Source organism: Colwellia sp. MB02u-14, from assembly GCF_014076915.1.
Taxonomy (GTDB): Bacteria; Pseudomonadota; Gammaproteobacteria; order Enterobacterales; family Alteromonadaceae; genus Colwellia_A.
On the sequence record NZ_JACGUX010000087.1, the window covers coordinates 54,275 to 75,030 of the forward strand.

General features: G+C 36.1%; 21 protein-coding genes and 1 pseudogene. 8 read left to right on the forward strand and 14 right to left on the reverse strand.

All coding sequences use genetic code 11. The features are described from left to right. Window positions 1–15: 15 nt before the first annotated feature. Window positions 16–660, reverse strand: a complete 645-nt coding sequence (gene adk / locus H4J52_RS16595) for an adenylate kinase (protein ID WP_182225240.1) — start codon at window positions 658–660, stop codon at window positions 16–18. A gap of 421 nt (window positions 661–1,081) precedes the next feature. Beyond that, complete coding sequence (locus H4J52_RS16600) at window positions 1,082–2,077, reverse strand: catalase family peroxidase (RefSeq protein ID WP_182225242.1); 996 nt, start codon at window positions 2,075–2,077, stop codon at window positions 1,082–1,084. 296 nt (window positions 2,078–2,373) lie between these two features. On the opposite strand from H4J52_RS16600, the gene H4J52_RS16605 reads away from it, so the two are divergent. The 3 genes from H4J52_RS16605 (at window position 2,374) to H4J52_RS16615 (ending at window position 3,908) form a co-directional block, all read left to right on the forward strand. Further along, window positions 2,374–2,634, forward strand: coding sequence for a hypothetical protein (locus H4J52_RS16605; protein WP_182225244.1), 261 nt, complete (start codon window positions 2,374–2,376; stop codon window positions 2,632–2,634). 228 nt (window positions 2,635–2,862) lie between these two features. Continuing rightward, window positions 2,863–3,072, forward strand: coding sequence for a hypothetical protein (locus tag H4J52_RS16610; RefSeq protein WP_182223391.1), 210 nt, complete (start codon window positions 2,863–2,865; stop codon window positions 3,070–3,072). Between the two features lie 398 nt (window positions 3,073–3,470). Beyond that, on the forward strand, window positions 3,471–3,908 hold the full coding sequence (locus H4J52_RS16615; protein WP_182225246.1) for a thioredoxin family protein: 438 nt from the start codon (window positions 3,471–3,473) through the stop codon (window positions 3,906–3,908). A gap of 66 nt (window positions 3,909–3,974) precedes the next feature. Here the strand turns inward: H4J52_RS16615 and htpG are convergent, their stop codons facing one another. Beyond that, complete coding sequence (gene htpG, locus H4J52_RS16620; protein WP_182178422.1) at window positions 3,975–5,936, reverse strand: molecular chaperone HtpG; 1,962 nt, start codon at window positions 5,934–5,936, stop codon at window positions 3,975–3,977. Between the two features lie 321 nt (window positions 5,937–6,257). Between htpG and H4J52_RS16625 the strand changes: the two genes are divergently transcribed. Then, a complete protein-coding gene (locus tag H4J52_RS16625) occupies window positions 6,258–7,448 on the forward strand; it encodes a YbfB/YjiJ family MFS transporter (protein WP_182178420.1) in 1,191 nt (396 codons plus the stop codon). A 123-nt stretch (window positions 7,449–7,571) separates the two neighbouring features. Here H4J52_RS16625 and recR read toward each other — a convergent pair whose 3' ends face one another. Then, window positions 7,572–8,177 carry a recombination mediator RecR gene (recR, locus tag H4J52_RS16630; protein ID WP_182178418.1) on the reverse strand — a complete coding sequence of 202 codons (606 nt, stop codon included), beginning with the start codon at window positions 8,175–8,177 and terminating at the stop codon, window positions 7,572–7,574. A gap of 142 nt (window positions 8,178–8,319) precedes the next feature. On the opposite strand from recR, the gene H4J52_RS16635 reads away from it, so the two are divergent. Continuing rightward, complete coding sequence (locus H4J52_RS16635) at window positions 8,320–9,603, forward strand: MFS transporter (protein WP_182225248.1); 1,284 nt, start codon at window positions 8,320–8,322, stop codon at window positions 9,601–9,603. 9 nt (window positions 9,604–9,612) lie between these two features. Here the strand turns inward: H4J52_RS16635 and H4J52_RS16640 are convergent, their stop codons facing one another. The 4 genes from H4J52_RS16640 to H4J52_RS16655 form a co-directional block, all read right to left on the reverse strand. Continuing rightward, window positions 9,613–10,176 carry a hypothetical protein gene (locus H4J52_RS16640; RefSeq protein WP_182178414.1) on the reverse strand — a complete coding sequence of 188 codons (564 nt, stop codon included), beginning with the start codon at window positions 10,174–10,176 and terminating at the stop codon, window positions 9,613–9,615. Further along, window positions 10,169–10,399, reverse strand: coding sequence for a helix-turn-helix transcriptional regulator (locus H4J52_RS16645; protein WP_182178412.1), 231 nt, complete (start codon window positions 10,397–10,399; stop codon window positions 10,169–10,171). The genes H4J52_RS16640 and H4J52_RS16645 overlap by 8 nt, the downstream gene beginning before the upstream one ends. Next, complete coding sequence (locus tag H4J52_RS16650; protein ID WP_182178410.1) at window positions 10,399–10,914, reverse strand: DUF2975 domain-containing protein; 516 nt, start codon at window positions 10,912–10,914, stop codon at window positions 10,399–10,401. The genes H4J52_RS16645 and H4J52_RS16650 overlap by 1 nt, the downstream gene beginning before the upstream one ends. 173 nt (window positions 10,915–11,087) lie before the next feature. Continuing rightward, window positions 11,088–12,005, reverse strand: coding sequence for an aldo/keto reductase family oxidoreductase (locus tag H4J52_RS16655; protein WP_182178408.1), 918 nt, complete (start codon window positions 12,003–12,005; stop codon window positions 11,088–11,090). 108 nt (window positions 12,006–12,113) lie between these two features. On the opposite strand from H4J52_RS16655, the gene lgt reads away from it, so the two are divergent. Then, window positions 12,114–12,902, forward strand: a complete 789-nt coding sequence (gene lgt / locus H4J52_RS16660) for a prolipoprotein diacylglyceryl transferase (RefSeq protein ID WP_182178406.1) — start codon at window positions 12,114–12,116, stop codon at window positions 12,900–12,902. A gap of 31 nt (window positions 12,903–12,933) precedes the next feature. Beyond that, window positions 12,934–13,770 (forward strand): ribonuclease H family protein, encoded by an 837-nt coding sequence (locus H4J52_RS16665; protein WP_182178404.1) that lies wholly within the window; start codon window positions 12,934–12,936, stop codon window positions 13,768–13,770. A 116-nt stretch (window positions 13,771–13,886) separates the two neighbouring features. Here H4J52_RS16665 and H4J52_RS16670 read toward each other — a convergent pair whose 3' ends face one another. From H4J52_RS16670 to H4J52_RS16695, 5 genes and pseudogenes are all read right to left on the reverse strand, one after another. Beyond that, the gene (locus H4J52_RS16670) at window positions 13,887–14,846 is read right to left on the reverse strand and encodes a glyoxylate/hydroxypyruvate reductase A (RefSeq protein WP_220460007.1); all 960 of its coding nucleotides are present in this window, start codon (window positions 14,844–14,846) and stop codon (window positions 13,887–13,889) included. A 17-nt stretch (window positions 14,847–14,863) separates the two neighbouring features. Further along, window positions 14,864–15,451: a phospholipid scramblase-related protein gene (locus H4J52_RS16675; RefSeq protein WP_182225250.1), complete on the reverse strand. Its 588-nt coding sequence runs from the start codon at window positions 15,449–15,451 to the stop codon at window positions 14,864–14,866. A 247-nt stretch (window positions 15,452–15,698) separates the two neighbouring features. After that, a complete protein-coding gene (locus tag H4J52_RS16680; RefSeq protein ID WP_182225252.1) occupies window positions 15,699–16,460 on the reverse strand; it encodes a DUF1835 domain-containing protein in 762 nt (253 codons plus the stop codon). Then, window positions 16,460–17,086, reverse strand: a pseudogene (locus H4J52_RS20145) (DUF2785 domain-containing protein). Before H4J52_RS20145 ends, H4J52_RS16680 begins: the two are co-directional and overlap by 1 nt. Before the next feature lie 174 nt (window positions 17,087–17,260). Next, the gene (locus H4J52_RS16695; protein ID WP_182225258.1) at window positions 17,261–17,407 is read right to left on the reverse strand and encodes a hypothetical protein; all 147 of its coding nucleotides are present in this window, start codon (window positions 17,405–17,407) and stop codon (window positions 17,261–17,263) included. Between the two features lie 481 nt (window positions 17,408–17,888). Between H4J52_RS16695 and H4J52_RS16700 the strand changes: the two genes are divergently transcribed. Continuing rightward, window positions 17,889–19,409 (forward strand): M4 family metallopeptidase, encoded by a 1,521-nt coding sequence (locus tag H4J52_RS16700; protein WP_182225260.1) that lies wholly within the window; start codon window positions 17,889–17,891, stop codon window positions 19,407–19,409. A 517-nt stretch (window positions 19,410–19,926) separates the two neighbouring features. Here H4J52_RS16700 and H4J52_RS16705 read toward each other — a convergent pair. Continuing rightward, a complete protein-coding gene (locus tag H4J52_RS16705; RefSeq protein ID WP_310649998.1) occupies window positions 19,927–20,256 on the reverse strand; it encodes a nuclear transport factor 2 family protein in 330 nt (109 codons plus the stop codon). Between the last annotated feature and the right edge of the window lie 500 nt (window positions 20,257–20,756).

Here is a 20,756-nt window from a genome sequence, read left to right on the forward strand (position 1 = left end):
ATAAACTTATTTCGCTTAACTTAGTTCATCAGCAATTAAGGCACTCACTTCTTCAACAGGCTTAGTACCGTCAATAGTCAAGTATGAACATGCACCGGCTTTCGCTTCACTTTGATAATACGCCACTAATGGTTTAGTTTGTTCATGATAAATACCTAAACGTTTACGAACAGTAGCTTCTTCATCATCAGGGCGAATAGACAAGCTTTCACCCGTATCGTCATCCTTACCTTCAACTTTAGGTGGATTATAGACTAAGTGATAAACACGACCAGAACCAGCATGAACACGACGACCACTCATGCGGTCAACAATAACTTCATCTGGCACATCAAATTCAATAACACTATCAACTGATACACTATTATCTTTCATGGCGTCAGCTTGTGGAATGGTACGAGGAAAACCATCAAGTAAGAAACCCGCTTTACAGTCATCTTGTGCAATGCGTTCTTTTACTAGAGCAATGATTAAGTCATCAGAAACTAATTGCCCAGCATCCATAACCGCTTTAGCTTTTTTACCAAGTCCTGTACCTGCTTTAATTGCAGCACGTAGCATATCGCCCGTAGAAATTTGTGGAATACCAAATTTAGCCATTAGAAATTGTGCTTGCGTGCCTTTGCCAGCGCCCGGAGCACCTAATAAAATAATGCGCATAAAATATTGCCTTATATGTTTAATATACTAATTGGGCTGTTGTACTTGTGTACAACATACCGCTAATATAACAGCCAAATGAGTATTTTTTGAATGTGCAACACTATACAAGTTCAGTTGTAGTCAAACAAGTAGCATTACCGCTCTATCATCAAAAAAGACCGTTAAAAGACATTTTTTATACTAAAGTCTATGCCTTTTCGGCTCTGTTAATTAGCTACACCAACATAAATCATATAAATATAATAACCAAATGTGATACTGATGTCATATTACATCCCTCTCTCCCCAAGAATTCTAAAAAATGAGAGCTATTCTGTATTGACTCTTAAGCATTCAAAAAATCAATCGAGTAACGCTCATTAAGCCTCGTGTTTAGGACAATAATCCGATAATAAACATATCTTTTGTTAGCGGCTCTTTATTGACCACTTAACCTTTTACCAAAAGAAATAGCATAAGCGGGTGAGCGCATTTTTAACACAGGATCCGCGCTTGGTGTAAAGCCTGCGGACATCATATTAGGATCAAAGTTAATATTTTTACACGCATCACCACCACTCGCATTAACGGTTACAGTACCTAGTATTACTTGAGGGCGTTCACTCGGCCACTGTTGTGAGGGATCAATAACACTGTCTTCAGCTTCTCCTAAGCTTGCCATAATGGTAAAACGAACCGTTTCATCTTTAAGTTGTTGCGCAAAAGTATCAGCTAAAAACTCATTTGGCATCTTAGCTGCTTCTGCTTTTTCGAGTGTTTTTACACCTAAGTTTGGCTGAATATTCCAACGAAATTTAGTTTTCTGTCCATTGGGATGATCAAAGTAGAAAGTGTGCAAACCAAAAAATGCAGTATTCGCAAATGACGCAGCTGTTTTAGCCGTTTTATTCCACATTACGTTAGCTTGCACACTCGGGTTCTGCTGAATAAATGCCACTGTTTTAGCCGGATCAGGCTTTCCGTTTTCATCAGGAAGAAGTGTTGATAAAAATCCATAAAAAGTTTCAGGGTCTTTGCCAGCAAACACAGGAAAATTGTTACCTGTAAAAGTATGTAAAGCGCCATTAGGTAATTTTATTTGCATGCCCATGCCCCGAGTACCAGGGGATTTTTCATCACTGTTTGGGTTAGTCCCCCCTAATGAAAAGCGCATCGACACCGGCAGTTCACCATTTGAGAGTAGCGCGGCTCCTGAAAAGTGCTTATTAGGTGCTGGCATAAAAGTGCCCGAAGCACATAAACCTTTAGCATGTGCCTTTCTAAAACCAGGATATTTTCCTCCTAGCTTTTCGAACATTTCAACTAAATCATTTGCTTCAATTTTCTTTTCATTTGCTACCGCATTCGATGTTGTAGCCGTGCCAGTAATGAGAATAATAGCGGTTATACTTGAGGTGATAATATTATGCTTCATTTATATTCCTTAGTCTTATTGTTATACAGATAGCTAAAATTACGAAACTTTATAACCTTAAGATCATAATGTTACCTACAATGATAGCAAAAGATATTCGCAACACACACATTCTCCCGCATAGTGTATACCTGTTTAGGTAAATAAATTTTGGGGAAATATAGTCCTCCTTTTGTAGAATTTTAACATTGATCTGTTAACGTAAACTTAAATGCTACGATTAACAAAAATTTAACTTAATATGAACCAGAGAAGGCTTCTTTGATATAAATGTAACGAAAAGCCTTGTCGTTGTTATGTTTTTTTACATTATTAGTGTTTTCATTGCTCATGCTATCGAAAAAGAGGCCATTAATGTCTATGTGTATCACCTAAAACCTCGATTTATTATTCACTTAAAAAAGGAGCAAGGGCTTTATTATGATTTTTCTACTTATTTAAATAGTAAGAGTGAAAAGTATCGTTTTAAAACCGTGTTTATTCCTCGCAAGCGCATCGACCACATGATGGTGCAAAACACATTAAATGGCATATTACTGGGTGTAAATCCTATTTAGTTTAAGAACAAAGAAGAAAATAAATACCTGTGGACTTCAGATATTTTCATTGACCAAGATGAAGTTATCTCTCTAACAGATACCCCTATTGAATATACCAATCCATCCTCCTTAAAAAACCTTGAATTTGGGGGAGTTAGAGGGTTTTATTACTATGGTATAAATGAGTTGGTCGCTAAAAATGAAATAAATCGCATTAACACAATTAGCGAGCAGGCATTAATTAACATGCTTATAAGTAAGGGGATTGATAGCACAATAACCAGTCAGTCTACATTTAATTATATTACTAGACAAAGTAAAAAACGCGACCTCTTTCATGTCTCTCTTCATCGACACGATAAGTATGCAAGAAAAGTTATGGTATTACATAAAAACCAAGCCGTTTTTGAAGATATTGAACCGATTATTCAAAAAATGAATAATAATGAAGCTTAGTCTGAAATATTATTACGTTATACTCAAGATTAGGCTTAGGGATAAAGTTAAAGGTAACAACTAATCCTTCATTATTAATAGCGATTAACTAATAATAAGTTATTCCTTTTTCTCAGGGTGTATTTACTTTACTGAATATCTGTCATTAACATCAGAAATACATTCCCTTTCGTATCTAAGTCATTTATTAGAAAGAAAGTTTTACGCATAAATTAAAGCCGTTATACCATAGTGGTGACTTATAATTTACACTGAAAGCATTATTGCTTACTCCTCGAAATTATTTTTAAATTATAGCTAAAACGCTGTTATTGTTTTAAATTTTCATGATAAGTTGAAAGTATATAGCCGTTTTCAGGGTCTAGTTAATACTTATACTGTTGAACAATGAGCACTCTATGAATAAGTTTTTTATCGCACTAATTGCCGCTATTATTTTAATACCAAGCTTCTATGCTTTAATTTCACCGACGTTATATGAACCTAACGTTCAATGGCATAATTATAAAAGTGCTCGAACTATCGACTCAACAAAACCCATTTTTGTTTTTGCTAAAATGCGTTTTTGTACAACCTGTGCAGCGATGGAAAAAAATGTTTTTACTGACCCTGCATTAGCTGAAGTATTAAATGAAGACTTTATCCCCGTAAAAGCAACCATCAACTTTATGCTTTCAAGCTTTGTTTTTGATGACCTTAAAGATAAAGAAGGTAAGCAACTTACCTTTCGAGGTTTTCCGGCGGTTATGATTGTGCGCGGCGACAATTACTCATTGAGTCATGGATATAAAAGTGTTAAACAGCTACAAGCTCTATTAAGTGAACAAATAAAATAAAGACTTTTATGGGATCAAAAAAAGGGGCTAAAGCCCCTTTTTATATCATCAAATTTATACGTTAACTTACTTAGTGAGGCTCAACATTAATTTATTTAAACGTGCAACAAAACTAGCAGGGTCTTTTAAGCTACCACGTTCAGCTAACATTGCTTGTTCAAACAATACTTCAGTCCACTGGTTGAATTTCTCATCATCAGTTTCATCAGCAACATGTTTTACTAACTCATGTTCTGCATTAATTTCAAATATAGGCAAGGCATCTGGCACTTCCTGTCCAACTGATTGCATAAGCTTCATCATTTGGCTGCTCATGTCGTGTTCATCGGCAACAATACAAGCTGGTGAGTCTGTTAAACGTTGCGACAATTTAACATCTTTCACTTTACCCTCTAGTGATTTTTTAATACGAGTAACAACTGAGTCAAACTCTTTTTCAAGTTTTTCTTGAGCTTGCTTTGTTTCTTCATCATCCATATCACCAAGGTCTAAACCGCCACGAGTTACCGATTGCAATTGCTTACCATCAACTTCTGTTAAGTGACTCACTAACCATTCATCGATACGGTCAGACATTAATAATACTTCAATGCCTTTTTTACGGAAAACTTCTAAATGTGGGCTATTTTTAGCCGCTTCAAAGCTGTCTGCAACCACGTAGTAAATCTTTTCTTGGCCTTCTTTCATACGTTCTACGTATTCTGGAATTGAAACACTTTGCACAGCCGTGTCACTTTCTGTTGAAGCAAAGCGTAATAAGTTTGCAACTTGCTCTTTATTACCTTGATCTTCTGCAGGGCCTTCTTTTAAAACTTGACCAAACTCATTCCAAAATGATTGATATTGCTCTTTATCTTTTTTACCTAATTTTTCAAGCATTTTAAGGACACGTTTAGTACAGCCTTTACGGATTGCTTGGGTAATTTTGTTATCTTGTAAAATTTCACGAGAAACGTTTAATGGTAAATCATTTGAATCTAATAAACCTTTTACAAAACGCAAATAAGTTGGCATAAACTGTTCAGCGTCGTCCATTATAAATACACGTTGTACAAATAATTTTAACCCATGTTGCTTTTCACGGTTATGCATATCAAATGGCGCTTTACTTGGGATATAAAGTAATGACGTATATTCTGTTTTACCTTCTACTTTGTTGTGCTCCCATACAAGTGGGTCACCAAAGTCATGTGATACATGCTTGTAAAATTCTTTATATTCATCATCAGAAATCTCTGACTTTTCACGTGTCCATAATGCCGTAGCTTTATTTACAGGCTCCCATATTGCAGGAACTTCAGCAACAGCTTCAGCTGCTGGAACAGTAACATTGCCTTCATCATCTTTAACTTCAGCAACCGCTTCTACAACCGGAACTGCTGGCGTTAACATTTCAACAGAAACTGAGATATGGTCTGAGTACTTAGTGACAATTGACTTTAAGCGCCAGTCGTCTGCATATTCTTTTTCTTCTGCTTTTAGGTGAAGGATTATATCAGTACCACGGTTTGTCTTTGAAATTTTAGCCGTAGTGAACTCGCCTTCACCAGCACTTGTCCATTCAACACCTTCAGAAGCGTCGACACCAGCAGCGCGAGAACGCACAGTTACTGAGTCAGCAACGATGAATGCTGAGTAAAAGCCAACACCAAATTGACCAATAAGTTGTGAGTCTGAAGCTTGATCGCCAGAAAGTTGCGAGAAAAACTCAGCCGTACCAGATTTAGCAATAGTACCTAGATGATCAACAATTTGATCATGAGTCATACCAATACCGTTATCAGAAATAGTCAGTGTATTGTTTTCTTTATCACAACTAACACGTACACGTAAATCGGCATCACCTTCGTATAAATCAGCATGTGAAAGTGCGTTAAAGCGTAATTTGTCAGCGGCATCAGCAGCGTTTGATACTAACTCACGTAAGAAAATTTCTTTGTTTGAGTAAAGTGAGTGGATCATTAATTTGAGTAATTTAGCGTTATCAGTTGCAAACTGATGATTTTCTTTTTGGCCTGTTTCTGACATTTTCGATATTTCCTAAATTTAACAGTGTTTAAAAGCGCACATCGAAGCTGATGTTCACATAGATAGTTAACATGTGGGGGGTAGAGAAAACAATTTCAAGCAAAAAATTAAAAAATCTTACATAAATTATGCGCCCCTATTTTACCCCTCTTAGGAGAATAATTTTATTTATATCATTTTTAAATATCCTTCATCACAAATAATGATTTGCTTTCAGCCATTACTATCCTTAAATTGAAGCTTGTGCTTAGCAAAAAATTTTCATTCTAAAAAAGCGGCCTTGGTCGCTGTATTTATAAAATTGACAACACAGGATTTAAAATGTTGCTTGACCGAAATAACAATACGGCTATTTTATTAGCAGGTATCCTTGCTTTGGTTGTTGGCGTAGGCGTTGCTCGTTTTGCGTTTACTTCTTTATTACCCGCGATGCTAGAAAACCACCTAAGTATTGCTTTCGCTGGCATACTCGCCTCCATTAATTATGTTGGCTATTTATCGGGTTCAATTTTCTCAATTTTTATTAAAGATATTCATGCAAAAGTAAAATTTTTTCGTATTGGCTTAGCTTTGTCTATCATAACTTCGTTATTACTCGCCGTTACCGAAAACAATACACTTTGGTGGCTATCTCGGCTTTTTGCTGGATTTGGTGCTGCGATGGCATTAGTCGTTGGCTCAGCCATCGTGATGTCAAAATTACAAAATACGAATAAAACTAAAGCAATGGGCATACATTTTAGTGGCTTAGGATTCTCAATACTTATTGCTGATTTAATTATGCGTAGCGTATTTATTTATAGTGATAATTGGCAACATGCTTGGCTTGCCCTAGCAATTGCAGGGACGATATTCGCGAGTTATTCAGCCTATATTTTAAGTTTTGATAAACAAACATCAAATAAAGTTATTAAATACAAATTTGATAAATCGTTGTTTAATCCCTTGGTGATCATTTTAGCCCTAGCGTATTTCACAGAAGGCGTTGGTATGGTTGTACAAGCAACATTCCTCCCTGATATTATTAATTCATTAGAAGGATTGTCAGGGTATGGTGGTTATGCTTGGTTAGCCGTTGGTTTAGCCGGTATACCCTCGTGTATTATTTGGATGCGTTTGGCACATCGTTATAATAGTATCAACATTATGATGGTAGCGATGGCGCTACAAATTGTTGCTATTTTAATTCCTACCTTCTCTTCAAATATTGTACTTAATTTAATAAGTGGCGTGTTATATGGTGGAACCTTCATTGGCCTTGTTGCACTATTTATGAATTTTGGTGGGCAATTAGCAGGTAAAAACCCTGTATTTATCATGGGAACCATCACAGCCGCTTATGGTGTAGGACAAGTGGTAGCACCGCTTTATTGTGTCGCATTAATAGAGCACTTTAAAAACTATAATGCTGCGCTTTATCTCACCGCTTTTATTGTTTGTTGTGGCATATTATTACTCAAATACGCGAAAACTCATTTTATGACAGGAAATCATCTTGCCAATAATTTATAAAATGCCTAAGGGTATAATTATTTAAAAGATGACAATACTCAAATTGTTATTGCTGAACTTAGCTTTTAGTTAAGAGGACACGCTTTAGCCTGCATATAATATTCTGCTAAGTTTACAGCGAAACTAAAAGCTATAGTTTTTACGTCCTGACAACGCGTGAGATAACGTATTACCGTCAACATATTCCAATTCACCACCAACAGGCACACCATGAGCAATACGAGAAATAACAACTTGATGTTTTTTAGCCAGTTCAGCAATAAAATGAGCCGTTGCTTCACCCTCAACCGTCGGGTTGGTTGCTAAAATTATTTCTTTAAACTGTTGGGTCGCCAGCTGTTTTTCTAATATATCTAAACCAAGATCGTCTGGCCCGATTCCATCTAGCGGAGATAAATGTCCCATTAAAATAAAATAGCGTCCTTGAAACTCGCCGGTTTGCTCTATCGCGATCACATCTCCTGGACTTTCAACAATACAAAGCTGTTGATTAATAAGTCGTTTAGCACTTTGACAAATTTCACAGGTATCATCTTCAGTAAAGTTTCGACATTGTGAGCAATGACCAATATTTTCCATTGCTGACTTTAATGTTCCGGCAAGTTTAGCACCACCGATACGATTACGTTCAAGTAACTGAAATGCCATACGCTGAGCAGATTTAGCTCCAACACCCGGTAAACATTTAAGTGCATTTATTAATTCTTGTACAAGGGGACTAAATTTCATAACAACCTTAGTAACAGTATTTGTCGAATTTCAACGAACGCAGTTTATCATTTGAATAATAAAAACCAACATAAATTATGTTCTTTCAATTAAAAATAATACGTTATGATAGCAACAGAATAATTATCATAAATGAACAACTATGTTATCCAATATTTTTATTACCTTAGCCTTATTAATTGCCAGTGCTTTTTTATTGTCTCGACATTTCACCTTACCAAAAAATATTTGGCTGTTGTTTATTGCCCAACCTTTAGTGATGGCCGCATCACCAGTCATTGTTTTCATTGGGGGAATATTGTCAACCAGCATGGCAAGTGACCCATCTCTAGCTACCCTTCCCATTACGGTTATGATTTTAGGTGTTGCCTGTGGCGCGATTCCTGCAGCGATGCTTGCCAAAAACAAAGGCCGTCGTTTTGCGATTTTTACCGGTTATAGTTGTGGCTTATTGGCGACATTAACCGCTATGGTATCTGCGCTTATTGCCAATTTTGAACTTTTTGTTTTCTCAGGTTTACTCTTTGGTATTAGTACGGCATTTATTCAACAGTTACGTTTTGCTGCGATAGAAAGCATAAAAAAGGATAAAGATATCCCTACTGTATTGTCAATTCTTATGCTAAGTGGCATTTTTTCTGCCTTCTTAGGGCCTGAAATTGCCGTAGTTGCTAAAGACTGGTTAGTTTCACCTCATGGCTATGCTGGCTCATTTTTAGTATTAGCGGGCTTAATCATTTGCGCGATGATAATCATGTTGAACTTTAAAAATACGCAAATTGAAAGTCATCAGCAAGCAGAAGATATTCGTCCATTAAGTAAAATCATTAAACAACCCATATTTATTATCGCGATACTATCAGCGGCAATTGGTTTTGCCTTAATGAGTTACTTAATGACCGCAACACCTTTAAGCATGCATCAAATGCACGGACATAGCTTAAATGATACAAAGTGGGTTATTCAAAGTCATATTGCGGCGATGTTTATTCCTTCTCTATTTACCGCTTGGTTAGTAAAAAGAATAGGCTTAAAAAGTTTAATGTTAATAGGGACCGCAATTTACGCGATAGTAACTGTAGTCGCGCTTTCAGGCGAACAAGTCATGCACTACTGGTGGGCACTGATTTTGTTAGGCATCGGTTGGAATTTTTTATTTTTAACCGGTACAACATTACTACCGCAAAGTTATAAGCCGGGTGAACGACATAAAGTACAAGCGATTAACGACTTCATTATCTTTGGTTTACAAGCAACTGCATCGTTACTGGCAGGTTGGGTGTTATTTAAAGCGGGTTGGCATATGGTGGTACTTACCAGTATGCCATTTATCGCGATACTCTTTGCGGCGACTTGGTTTTATTATATTAAAGACAGAAAAAAAACGGCCGAAATAGCCGCTCAATCGTTGATAAATAATCGGTAAATTACAAAATCAAAGATTGTTGTCGTTATCTGAAAGACCAAAGCCAATAGAGAAAGTCATGTCGTTAGCGACTTCAAACTCTACACCTGTTATCGCTTTATAAGCAAGATCTTGGTTTTTTTCTTCACCAAAAAGTGTACCGTGGTTCGTTTGTACGGCGCCAACAGCTAACTCGATAAAAGGAGATACATTTTCACTCAAGCTAACATACTTAAAACGTGATGTAGCCCATAAACCAAGCGCGTCATAATTACCCGAAAAAATTTGTTGCTCTGCAGAGAAGTTATTAACATTCGTCTTTTCAACTAAACCACTAAAATGTGCTTTAGCATAATGCAGCGAAATCTCTGTGGCAACTTGCCAATCTTCGTTTAATTGATAATGCTTGCCTACCCCAAAAGAAATCTCCGGCACTAAATCAATTGTAGTGTGACTTAAATCTACGTTTTTTAGGCTATCGTATTTCGTTAAGTTCAAAGCCACAAATTTATAAGGTTCGTCATCGTTTGCTACCACTGAAATACTCGTGGCGAAGCAACTACCTAAAAGCATTATGACTAAAGATTTATTCATCATCATTCCTTGTTTGTTGATCTTTTTCGTAAAGTAAAATGTCGCCTGGCTGACATTCTAGCGTTTTGCATATCGCTTCAAGTGTTGAGAATCGTATTGCTTTTGCCCGACCACTTTTAAGCACCGATAAATTTTGTGCTGTGATACCTACTGACAGAGCAAGATCGTTTAATTTCATTTTACGTTTTGCTAGCATAACGTCCAGTTCTATAATCATAGCCACTAGATAACTAACTCCTGCTCTTGATGCAAGCTAGTCGCTTCGCTCATTATCCAAGCTATCACGTATATCACTAAACCAATTAATAAAAATCTTAACTCATCAGAGCCTAAGCTTATGTATAACGATAACGTATCAGAAGCGCCTGAAAATCGTAATACTAAGGTCACCACTATCGGATAAAGAAGCTTTAAGGCAATCCAAGCTAACAGCACAGTACCAATATTTTTAATGCATTGAATATTGGCGACAGTGAAGACTAAACCCTGCTGATATAAACCAAATAACTTAAACAAAGACCAATAAATTAAAAGGCTTGGCAACAAATCTGCACTGCCTAGTATAAGCAAAGCGTTAAAACCTTCATCCGTTAAGGCTAACGCTAAATTTTCCCAGCTACCTGAAAAATCGATACTGGCAGCAGAAGAAATAAATGAAAAATGTTCAGAAAGCTCATAGGTGCCATTATTATTAATTCCTAGTAATAACAAAAGTGCAAAACTGAAAATTTGCATCATAACGAAGAGTGCCACTAATGCCCTAACGATTTTACTTACTTTGCTTATCCGATAATGCGGTAACATAAAACTCATAATCTAAATTGATTCGATAAGCTTAATGTAGCAGATACAATCTGAATTTCAACCCCTTATTTACCGATAAACGATAACTTATTATTGATAGTTATTAGTTATGGAACTGATTGACCATTTCTGGCTTCCAATAATCGATACCAATCTTCGCGGCTGTAGTTAAGTTCAAGTGCGACTTTTGCCGCTACAATACGTTCAGGTGTGGTTGAACCAATAATAGGAAATATGTCTGCAGGGTGCTTTAATAACCAAGCGAGAATAACTTGCCAAGCTTCACAGTTATATTTTTGCGCTTGCAATGTTAATTCACCAGCAATGCGTTGTTCGTCTTTTGCCAAGAAAGTATTGCCCCATGCAGCGTAAGCAACACCTCCGAGGGGACACCAAGCAATAGGTGTAATACTATGCTGTTGACATTGATCCAATGTACCGTCATTAAGTGCATCAATATTATGAATATTAATTTCCACCTGATTAACCAATAATGGTAAACCTAAAGCACTTTGCAACATAGCCACTTGCGAGGGTTTAAAGTTACTCACCCCAAAGTGGGCAACTTTACCACTGGCTTTAAGTTGCTTGAATGTTTCAGTAACTTCATGAATATCAAGTAAGTAGTCTGGACGATGTAATAAAAAAAGATCAAGTTGTTCTGTGTGCAAACGCTTTAAAGAACCTTCTACACTCGATAAAATATATTGTTTACTAAAATCATAACGTGTTGGCGCATAAGGGTTCTCATTGTTTTTTGGGCGAATACTTGCTTTGGAGGTGAGGATCATTTTCTCTCGCAAGTGTGGTGATCGCTTTAACAATTCACCAAATAATTGCTCACTCGCCCCACCACCATAAATATCTGCGTGATCAAAGTGATTGTATCCAGCATCGATTGCACTATGAACAGCAAGTTTACCGTTAGCAATATCATTTACTGACTGATCACCTGCAATTCGCATACAACCATAGATTAATCGTGATGACTGAAGATTGCTCTTTCCTAAACTATAATTTTTCATTACAACTTTACGCTCGTTTTATCGCTAATTGACTGACATAATAGCGACTTTATGGTTGTTGTTCATCAATAACAAACTCATTGCATACGTATAAATAAGGTTTTTTCATTGCAACATTTTATTTGGGATATTGATCCAGTTTTACTTTCTATTGGTCCGTTAACGATTCATTGGTATGGCGCTCTTTTTGCAGCGGCAATCATTTCAGGCCTACAGGTGATGAAATGGGTTTATCAAACAGAGCACAAAGATATTGAGGCGCTCGACAATTTACTCATGTATGCCGTATTTGGTATCATTATTGGTGCTCGCTTAGGCCATTGTTTTTTTTACGACCCGCAATATTACTTTGCTAACCCATTGAAGATACTTGCCATTTGGGAAGGTGGACTTGCCAGCCATGGCGGCGGTTTAGGACTCATAGTTGCATTAGGTATATACGCAAGAAAGTATCAAGAAAACTATTTATGGCTACTCGACCGATTAGCTATTTGTACCGCTCTCTTTGGTGTATTTGTTCGTTCAGCTAACTTTGTTAATTCTGAAATATTAGGCGTTGCCAGTGATGCGCCTTGGGCTATTATTTTTGCGCGTATAGATAATATACCTCGCCACCCCGCGCAACTTTATGAAGCCATAGCGTATTTACTGATTTTTATTATTCTCTTCTTTATCTATAAAAAATCAAAAGATAAAACACCCAAGGGTTCATTATTGGGCTTATTTTTGATTTTAACCTTCACGGCTCGATTTTTAATAGAGTCGGTAAAAGTGAAACAAGCCGCGTATGAATCAATATGGGCATTAAATACCGGACAAATGCTGAGTATTCCCTTTTTCATTGCGGGTATTGTCTTATTAATTTGGTCGTTATCAGCTAAAAATAAACATAAATAAACATTCAATAAAAGAACATGAGTAAAAGAACATGAGTAAAAAATATTACGTCGTTTGGAAAGGGTCAAAAACCGGTGTGTTTGATAATTGGACGACGGTTCAGTCAGTAACGTCAGGCCGTGCAGATGCACAATTTATGGGATTCCCTTCACAGGCCGAAGCCGAAGCTGCTTTTAAATCAACATACACAAAAGCATTAACCCAGCGCTCTTTAAAAACGCCACCAAGAACAGGAACTGAATATCCAGCTGCCGCTAAAACAGCGAGTTCGTCGTCGAGTAGAGCGACAAGTTCAACAAAACCAGCGGGGAGCACGGTTCGTAGCGATCGTGAGGTAACTCAATCAAATATTGATATTTATTGTGATGGTGCATGTTCGCCAAACCCAGGAAAATCAGGAACAGGTGTAGCTGTTTATCACCAAGGCGAAATTAGTAGCCTCTGGTATGGCGCTTATAACGCAAATGGTACCAACAATACCGCTGAGTTAATTGGCATGTTACAGGCCTTTAAATTGGCAAAAGCTTATATCGACACTAACCCCGATAAAACCATTCAAGTGTTGTCTGACTCGAAATATTCTATCGACAGTATAACTAAATGGGCAACAGGATGGAAAAATAAAGGTTGGAAAAAAGCTAACGGTGAAGCGATTAAAAATCCAGAATTAGTCAAAGCTTGCTACACACTTTATCAAGAAATTAAAAAGCAAATATCTATTACTCATGTTAAAGGCCACGCTAATATTGAGGGTAATGAACTCGCCGATCGCATGGCGGTACTCGCTAGAACATCACAAGAGATAGGCTTTATAAAATACGAAAAAAATATCAATATTCGTGAAATATTAGCAACTGAGTCTGACTAAATGAACCTAGCTAAATTCATCTCAAAAGGTCTTTAACATTAACTGAAAATAAACCTCAACCTTTGTGAGGTTTTTTTCGGTTTATAATTTTAGATAATCCTTAAAAATAAAAAGTGCTAATAACCTTGTTGCCAATCAATACAAACAGGTAACTGACCGTTACTTCGATATTCACCGATATTACTAGCAACGATTTCGCCAGCACTGGCAAAGTGGGTGGGTGCAGAAATATGAGGGAGTACCGTCACTTTTTTATGTGACCAAAATGCATCACCTTCATCTAAAGGTTCTTGCTCAAAAACATCTAAAATGGCATGTTTAATATGACCGATATCTAAGCATTTAATTAGATCGTCATTAGCAACAATACCACCTCGGGCAAAATTAATGACACTGGCACCTAAAGGTAAATTCCTCAGTAGACTATTATTAATAAGTTGGTAGGTGTTTGGTGTGAGCGGAAGTAAACAAATTAATATATTGCATTGTTTCACCATCGCGAGTAATCCGTCATCGCCTGAGTAGCAATTAACCCCGTTAATTAACTTTTCACTTTGACTCCAACCAAGCACATTAAAGCCATTCTCATGCAGCCGTAAAGCACTACATTTTCCGAGTTTACCTAAACCTAAAATGCCTACCGTTCGCTCTTGAGGAAGAACATAGCGATGCTGTAGCCAAAGTGCTGATTGTTGTTGTTGTAAATATATGGGCATATCTCGATGCAAGTACAGTACCCAAGTTAATACTGCTTCACTCATTGTTCGCGCTAATGTCGGATCAATTAAACGCACTAACTTAAAAGGGGGGTCTGATTTATTCTTTGATAATTGCGAAACGAGTGCATCCACACCTGCCCATAAACTCTGTACCCATATTAACTTAGGGTATTGAGCAAAAATAGTGGGTTCTGGGTTAGCAACAATAGCAATTTCACATTGAAGCCTTTCCTTATCAGATAAGTCTTGGTCGAGCTTTATACATTCATTAGGCAGTTTAGCCGATAATAGCGCTAACCAATCGGCTTGCTCGCGTTGAGAAAGTTGACTAACAAAAGTAATTATAGGGGAATTCACGACGATTCTCTTTTCAATTATTCTTTTAACACCATATCGATACACATAACGGCAGCCAGTATTAGCTTTCTAACAGGATGATCATCAGGAACATCTTGAGATATTTCCAGTACATAATTGTCTGCACTGGTAAAAAATTCTTTACCTATTCCGCCCCACTCTTTTGAAATATGAGCTAACTCCTGATCACCGTCCATAAAACGAAAATTCCAGCCAACCCAGTTTCCTTTAAGTTGACAGACAAGGTTGTCTTGATTGTCAAAAAGATCGAACTTACCGCCAATTGAAAAAAGTTTTTGTTGAAAATAACCGATAGTATTACTTTCACTATCAGTGACCGTCACTTTTGAAACAAAAAGCGATATACCTCGCTGAATTCTAATAATACGTTGATCGTTTGGTGTGCGTATCTGAACATCAAACGGTGTCATGGTTTTATAGTCGCTAAAACGCAGCATTTTCGTAAAAAAACCTAAATTTGGCTCTCGACATTCCATAATGATATTGCCCGTTTCAGGATCATAAACATCATAATTATTAGCCGCTTTGAATATGCCGACATGCTCTTTGATTAAAAATAGATTGTTATTTAGTATGCTTGTCATTTTTAGAAATCCTTTTTCATTTTATACTGTTCAGTGACTTAAATTTATCTGAGAGTAATACTAAACGAAAAACAGCCGACACCGTGCTTACCTTCAATAATATTAACAGTAATTTATAAACTATTAAGTTATTTTAAGCGGTTGACGTTTTTCGTAAGTCATACTTCGCCATAACTATTCAAAAGGTCCGAATTGAAAACGTGTCATCCAAAAGTTGAGTTTTATTAAAAAATTAAAATATTTGGCTTTAACCCAGTGAACTAGATTTAATAAGTTCATCAAACATTCGTTTAACTTGCAGATCACCAAAACGGTAGATAGCTTCATTTTGGTGAAATACTCGGTATACCGTTGCGAAATCTTGAGTCTCTAGATTTTTCATCGTCAATAACAACTGTCTTTCAGGCCTGCCATAACCACTATCATCAGGTAATCTGTCTATTTCTGCATTGATAGCAGGAAGTAAAAAAGGAAACTTATCTAAGTGACTTTCGGCAATTTTTAACATTTCATCAAAATTCTTTTGTTGATAATGAGCCCACAAATTTCCTAAGCGCTTACATTCAAATGTCTCGATAATGCTAGCTGAATTAAAAGCTGTGATTAACTCTTCCTGGCTCATATCACCAAAACTATATTCATTGCCTTGATTAGGTCTAACTAAGTATATTTTGTAGATCTGCTGATTTTTAGCAAGTAAATGTAAGACGAACCAAAAATTGACCTGACAAAACAGATCATCTTCAAACCAACAGTATACAATTGATTCTTGTGGAATATTCGTTATTTTTGTTATTTCTGGTACGGTACTTTTGAAATAAGTCCCTTCTGGTACTTGCGGGTAACGCTCTAAATATTCAGATCGGTTGCCAAATAAGTCACTCAAGTTGTCCCCTTGAATATTCCCATCAACTAAGCATTCACGAGCAACAATTAATTCACCCAAAATAGATTTTGGGCATTGGCTTTTCAGCGTATCTCCATTAAGTATGTGATAGCGGTTATTCATTAGTTAACTTCTTTGATTGCCATTTCTAGGTTAAGAACCATTTGCGTTAGTGTTTCGTTCTTACTTGGCTTAATAGTGGCGTATAAAGCATAGATAAAACTCTGCGTGTTATGCAATTTTATTAAACCTTTTTCGTCTTGATATGCTGCTTGCCAATGATTAAAAGGAGATGAGTCTGTTACGCTTTTCAACCAGTTATTCCAATCATCTCCAGAGTGCTCTCCTCGCAAGAAAATATAGATGACTGCCATAGCAATACGCTTTGACTCACCATTAATATAATAGTGTTGTTCATGCGCGGTAATTTGACTTGCTAAAGATTTAAGCATTTTATCTCATTGAGTTTTTGTAATTGCGGGATTCAAAGCTAATTGCAGCATAAGATCTGATGAATGTGCAACCCCATGTCTCCAACCCACTTTAGTTGAAAAGCCACGATAATCCCTTAAATTAATCAAAAAGTCAGTACCAATATTAACTAAGTAATCTCTTTGAACATCAGTTAAAAAAGGTTTTTTACGATCTACTCTCGAAACTTCAGACAGCATTAATATTGAAAATGTTTGATAAACCCCCGCGGAATCATCTACTTCAGATGCAAGGACGTTGGTTAAGTAATGATACATATCTAGTTGTACTTTTTCACTAAGTTGCCCTGTCCTTAGCCAAAAACTTAATGCATTAAACGCAATTCCATCTCTTATTTTTGTGTCAGGATGTGCTAAACAATGAAGTAATTGTAATGCTAAAGCTTCTTTTTTTACTTTATTTTCAAGCGTAAATTTATTTTCTTTTAATTGCTATAAATTTTGTTTTTGCCATTTGTTTGATAAACACTGAGTATTAACTTGTTCAACACTGATAAATTTTTTTTCATCAAATGAAAAAGCAAAACAGCTAAAAAGTAACACCGAAGTAATTATCGATATATGAAGTGTTTTTTTCATTTTATTCCTTAATAAGTAAACTTTTATCCATTTATCCATTTATTCACAACAAAAAAACAATATTTAAGCTACAAAGTAAAAACTTAAAACGATGAAATAACGGATAAGTAAGGTAACAAGAAAAAATTATGAGTTACTTAGCACTACTCTTTTTCATTGACCACATAAATTATAATCTAATTGTTTAAATATATAAAATTACGCAAAATAACAGGCAGTTAACTATTAAAAACCCAAAAAATATTCAAATGGCACAATCAAATTCATTTATATTTTGTCGTTTTAATCCTAAAAATCGCCGTTTTTTTGCTATTAATATATCCCATAAAACTACAATACTCATTGCATGCTTTATTAAAGCGTCACACTAAGTGAATCTTTAATATCAAGTTACAAACTTAATGATTATCAACATCATTTGATAATACTTTTACGTTAGTACATATAAAAACTATAAAATAATAATCAGAGGTTTAATATAATGAACTTAACAAAATTATCTGTAGCAACTTTAATAGCTCTTTCAGCATCAACATCAGTAATGGCTGCTAATAGTGTCAGTGCAAATCACAGCAACATGAACGGTAAATCAATTAATAATGTTGCACAATTAAGTGCTGATTACAGTTTTAACAATGGTAAGTCCTTTTCAACCGTAAAAGGAAATACCAAACAAAAAGCGCAAATGTTTTATAAAGGTGTTCCCGTATTCGGACAGTCACTAGTAGTAGAACAAGATAGTGCTGGTCGTAATGTTGGTTTGCAGGGTTCTTTAATGGTTAACATTTCTGATGATTTAAATTCAGTAACACCAGGTATGCTGAACGGCAAAGCGCTTGGTAAGTTAAAACAGCTACTGGGTCACAATAATATTAAAAATTCAAAAACTGATTTAGTTATTTATGTAAACAGTGACAATAAAGCACAGTTAGCTTATCGAGTTGAATACCTAACAAGTGAGAGTGATGTACCAAGTCGTCCAATGGCATTTATTGATGCAAACGATGGCGGAATATTAATGTCTTGGGAAGGCATTAATCATGCGCAAAAATCAGTAAAAGGTAAACCTGGTGGCGGTAGTGGTGGCGGGTCAACAACACCTACAACATTAACAGGCCCCGGTGGTAACTCTAAAACAGGCATTTACTATTATGGCACTGACTTCGCGAATCTTATAGCCACTTCAAATGGCTCGACTTGTTCATTAGATAGCCCAAATGTTATAACAACTGATATGGGTAACAGCACACGTCGCGGAAGTACTGCACAAGTAACTTGTGGCGATACAGGTGAAGATTTAACAAATGGTGCTTTTGCGCCAATGAACGATGCTCAAGCTTTTGGTAATGTTATATTTGATATGTACGGCGAATGGTACGGCGTAACTCCTTTATCACAAAAATTAGAAATGCGTGTTCATTACGGACGTAACTATGAAAATGCATTTTGGGATGGTACAGCAATGTCTTTTGGTGATGGGGCAACTACATTCCACCCATTAGTTAGCCTTGATGTGTCTGCTCATGAAGTTAGCCATGGTGTTACAGAACAACGTTCTGGTTTAGTTTATAGTGGTGAATCTGGTGGTATGAACGAAGCATTCTCTGATATGGCGGGTGAAGCTGCAGAAAACTTTATGCACGGCACGAACGACTGGATGGTTGGAGAGCAAATATTTAAAGGTAACGGTGCATTACGTTATATGGATGATCCAACAAAAGATGGTCGCTCAATTGCTCATGCTTCGGATATGACTAATGGCTTAGATGTACATTTGAGCTCAGGCGTTTACAACAAAGCTTTCTACTTGTTAGCAATGACTAATGGCTGGTCTGTTGAAACGGCATTTGGTTTAATGCTACGAGCCAACGATTTGTACTGGACAGCAAGTTCTACTTTTAATGCGGGCGCTTGTGGTGTTGAATCTGCAGCGGCGGATCTTGGTTTAAATTCAAGTGACGTATCATCAGCTTTTTCAGCTGTTGGTGTCAACTGTCAGTAAGTATAAAACGACATTAATATGAGGGCCAGCAATGCTGGCCTTTTAAAGTTCTAATAACATAATTTATTGTCCAAATTAGCATAGCTAATAAATTCTCACTCCATAATAAAGAGGAGCTAACTGTCGTTTAATTATACCCAAGTATATAATGTTCATTATCTTCATTGAGTGATAATTCAATATCAATACTTTCATTTTTGTGGCTGTTATCCAATATTTCTTTTCTCTCTTGCTAAAAAGAATAAAGATTTTTTGCTGAAAGTATTAATCGTCTTTTGGCGTAAAATTATTGCTAATCATACTACTACCCTCGGTTTTAAATATAGCTTAGTACCTAAGGCTGCATTAATAATGCCACAAACAAATAAAAATAACCCATTGAAAAAATAATGGGTTTAAAAGTCAGGGTTTGTTTTTTATGCATCTTTTATTATATTAAAAAAAGAATTGAGCAACTTGCAAAAAATGAATGAATCCTTCCTTTAATCTATACACTCTAATTTTACTATTAACCTGGTTACTTTGAGCTATTCCACATATCAAGATGTATAAGCCAAACCCCGTCTATTTTTCTCCAAACAATAACATAAGCACCACTAAACTCTCTTTTACGACCCTCTTGATACTGAGAATCGCCGGTATAATAGCCAATATCGCTAGCCATGTTTCCTTCTATTATTAACTCTTCCGATATGACAGTATATGAAATAAGCTGCCATTGACTTTCTTTATTTGGTGTCCAATATTTTTTAATGGCTAAATTATCACTTGTGATTTTCTTATCACCACTGATAACATGAGCATTTGGTGTATAGATAGCCATCAGCTTATCAATATCACCATTAATGAAAGCTTAGAGAAAGCTTTATTTTGCGCCAAGATATCTGATCGGTCTGAACTATCTTCCTGAGCTAAAACAGCCCAACTCGATAAAGTAATAAATAACACTAAGATACTTTTAATAAAATTTTTAATAAAATGAACTGAGACCTCTAAATACACTTTGATAAAACTCAAAAATATACATCCACCATATCAATAATAAACGGATATTAAAATACTCCTCTATATCCCAAAGCGCAGTATTTAATTCAAGAGGGAGAAAATAAATCCTTATAATTATTCAACCTCAAAACTAAATTATTTTTAGATAATTAAAGAGCTTTAAAGTGATAAATAAGTCAGAACCATGTTCGTTCCTCCTCTTTTAGATAAGGATAAATATCGGATACTTTATAGGTAAAAACACCCTATTCATGTCAGCATTCTTTACACTTTATAACAAACAACAATCGTTTTCTTTCTGTACAGTCCATTTTTTATACCTTGGTACGCTACATGCCTATA

Coding starts and splice junctions, on each gene's coding strand:
- H4J52_RS16610 (WP_182223391.1), top strand. CDS start 2,863: ATGCTTATAAGTAAGGGGATTGATAGCACAATAACCAGTCAGTCTACA.
- H4J52_RS16680 (WP_182225252.1), bottom strand. CDS start 16,460: ATGAATAACCGCTATCACATACTTAATGGAGATACGCTGAAAAGCCAA.
- H4J52_RS16640 (WP_182178414.1), bottom strand. CDS start 10,176: ATGAATAAATCTTTAGTCATAATGCTTTTAGGTAGTTGCTTCGCCACG.
- H4J52_RS16675 (WP_182225250.1), bottom strand. CDS start 15,451: ATGACAAGCATACTAAATAACAATCTATTTTTAATCAAAGAGCATGTC.
- adk (WP_182225240.1), bottom strand. CDS start 660: ATGCGCATTATTTTATTAGGTGCTCCGGGCGCTGGCAAAGGCACGCAA.
- H4J52_RS16635 (WP_182225248.1), top strand. CDS start 8,320: ATGTTATCCAATATTTTTATTACCTTAGCCTTATTAATTGCCAGTGCT.
- H4J52_RS16625 (WP_182178420.1), top strand. CDS start 6,258: ATGTTGCTTGACCGAAATAACAATACGGCTATTTTATTAGCAGGTATC.
- H4J52_RS16605 (WP_182225244.1), top strand. CDS start 2,374: ATGTTTTTTTACATTATTAGTGTTTTCATTGCTCATGCTATCGAAAAA.
- H4J52_RS16700 (WP_182225260.1), top strand. CDS start 17,889: ATGAACTTAACAAAATTATCTGTAGCAACTTTAATAGCTCTTTCAGCA.
- H4J52_RS16615 (WP_182225246.1), top strand. CDS start 3,471: ATGAATAAGTTTTTTATCGCACTAATTGCCGCTATTATTTTAATACCA.
- recR (WP_182178418.1), bottom strand. CDS start 8,177: ATGAAATTTAGTCCCCTTGTACAAGAATTAATAAATGCACTTAAATGT.
- H4J52_RS16650 (WP_182178410.1), bottom strand. CDS start 10,914: ATGATGCAAATTTTCAGTTTTGCACTTTTGTTATTACTAGGAATTAAT.
- H4J52_RS16600 (WP_182225242.1), bottom strand. CDS start 2,077: ATGAAGCATAATATTATCACCTCAAGTATAACCGCTATTATTCTCATT.
- H4J52_RS16655 (WP_182178408.1), bottom strand. CDS start 12,005: ATGAAAAATTATAGTTTAGGAAAGAGCAATCTTCAGTCATCACGATTA.
- H4J52_RS16665 (WP_182178404.1), top strand. CDS start 12,934: ATGAGTAAAAAATATTACGTCGTTTGGAAAGGGTCAAAAACCGGTGTG.
- H4J52_RS16695 (WP_182225258.1), bottom strand. CDS start 17,407: ATGAAAAAAACACTTCATATATCGATAATTACTTCGGTGTTACTTTTT.
- htpG (WP_182178422.1), bottom strand. CDS start 5,936: ATGTCAGAAACAGGCCAAAAAGAAAATCATCAGTTTGCAACTGATAAC.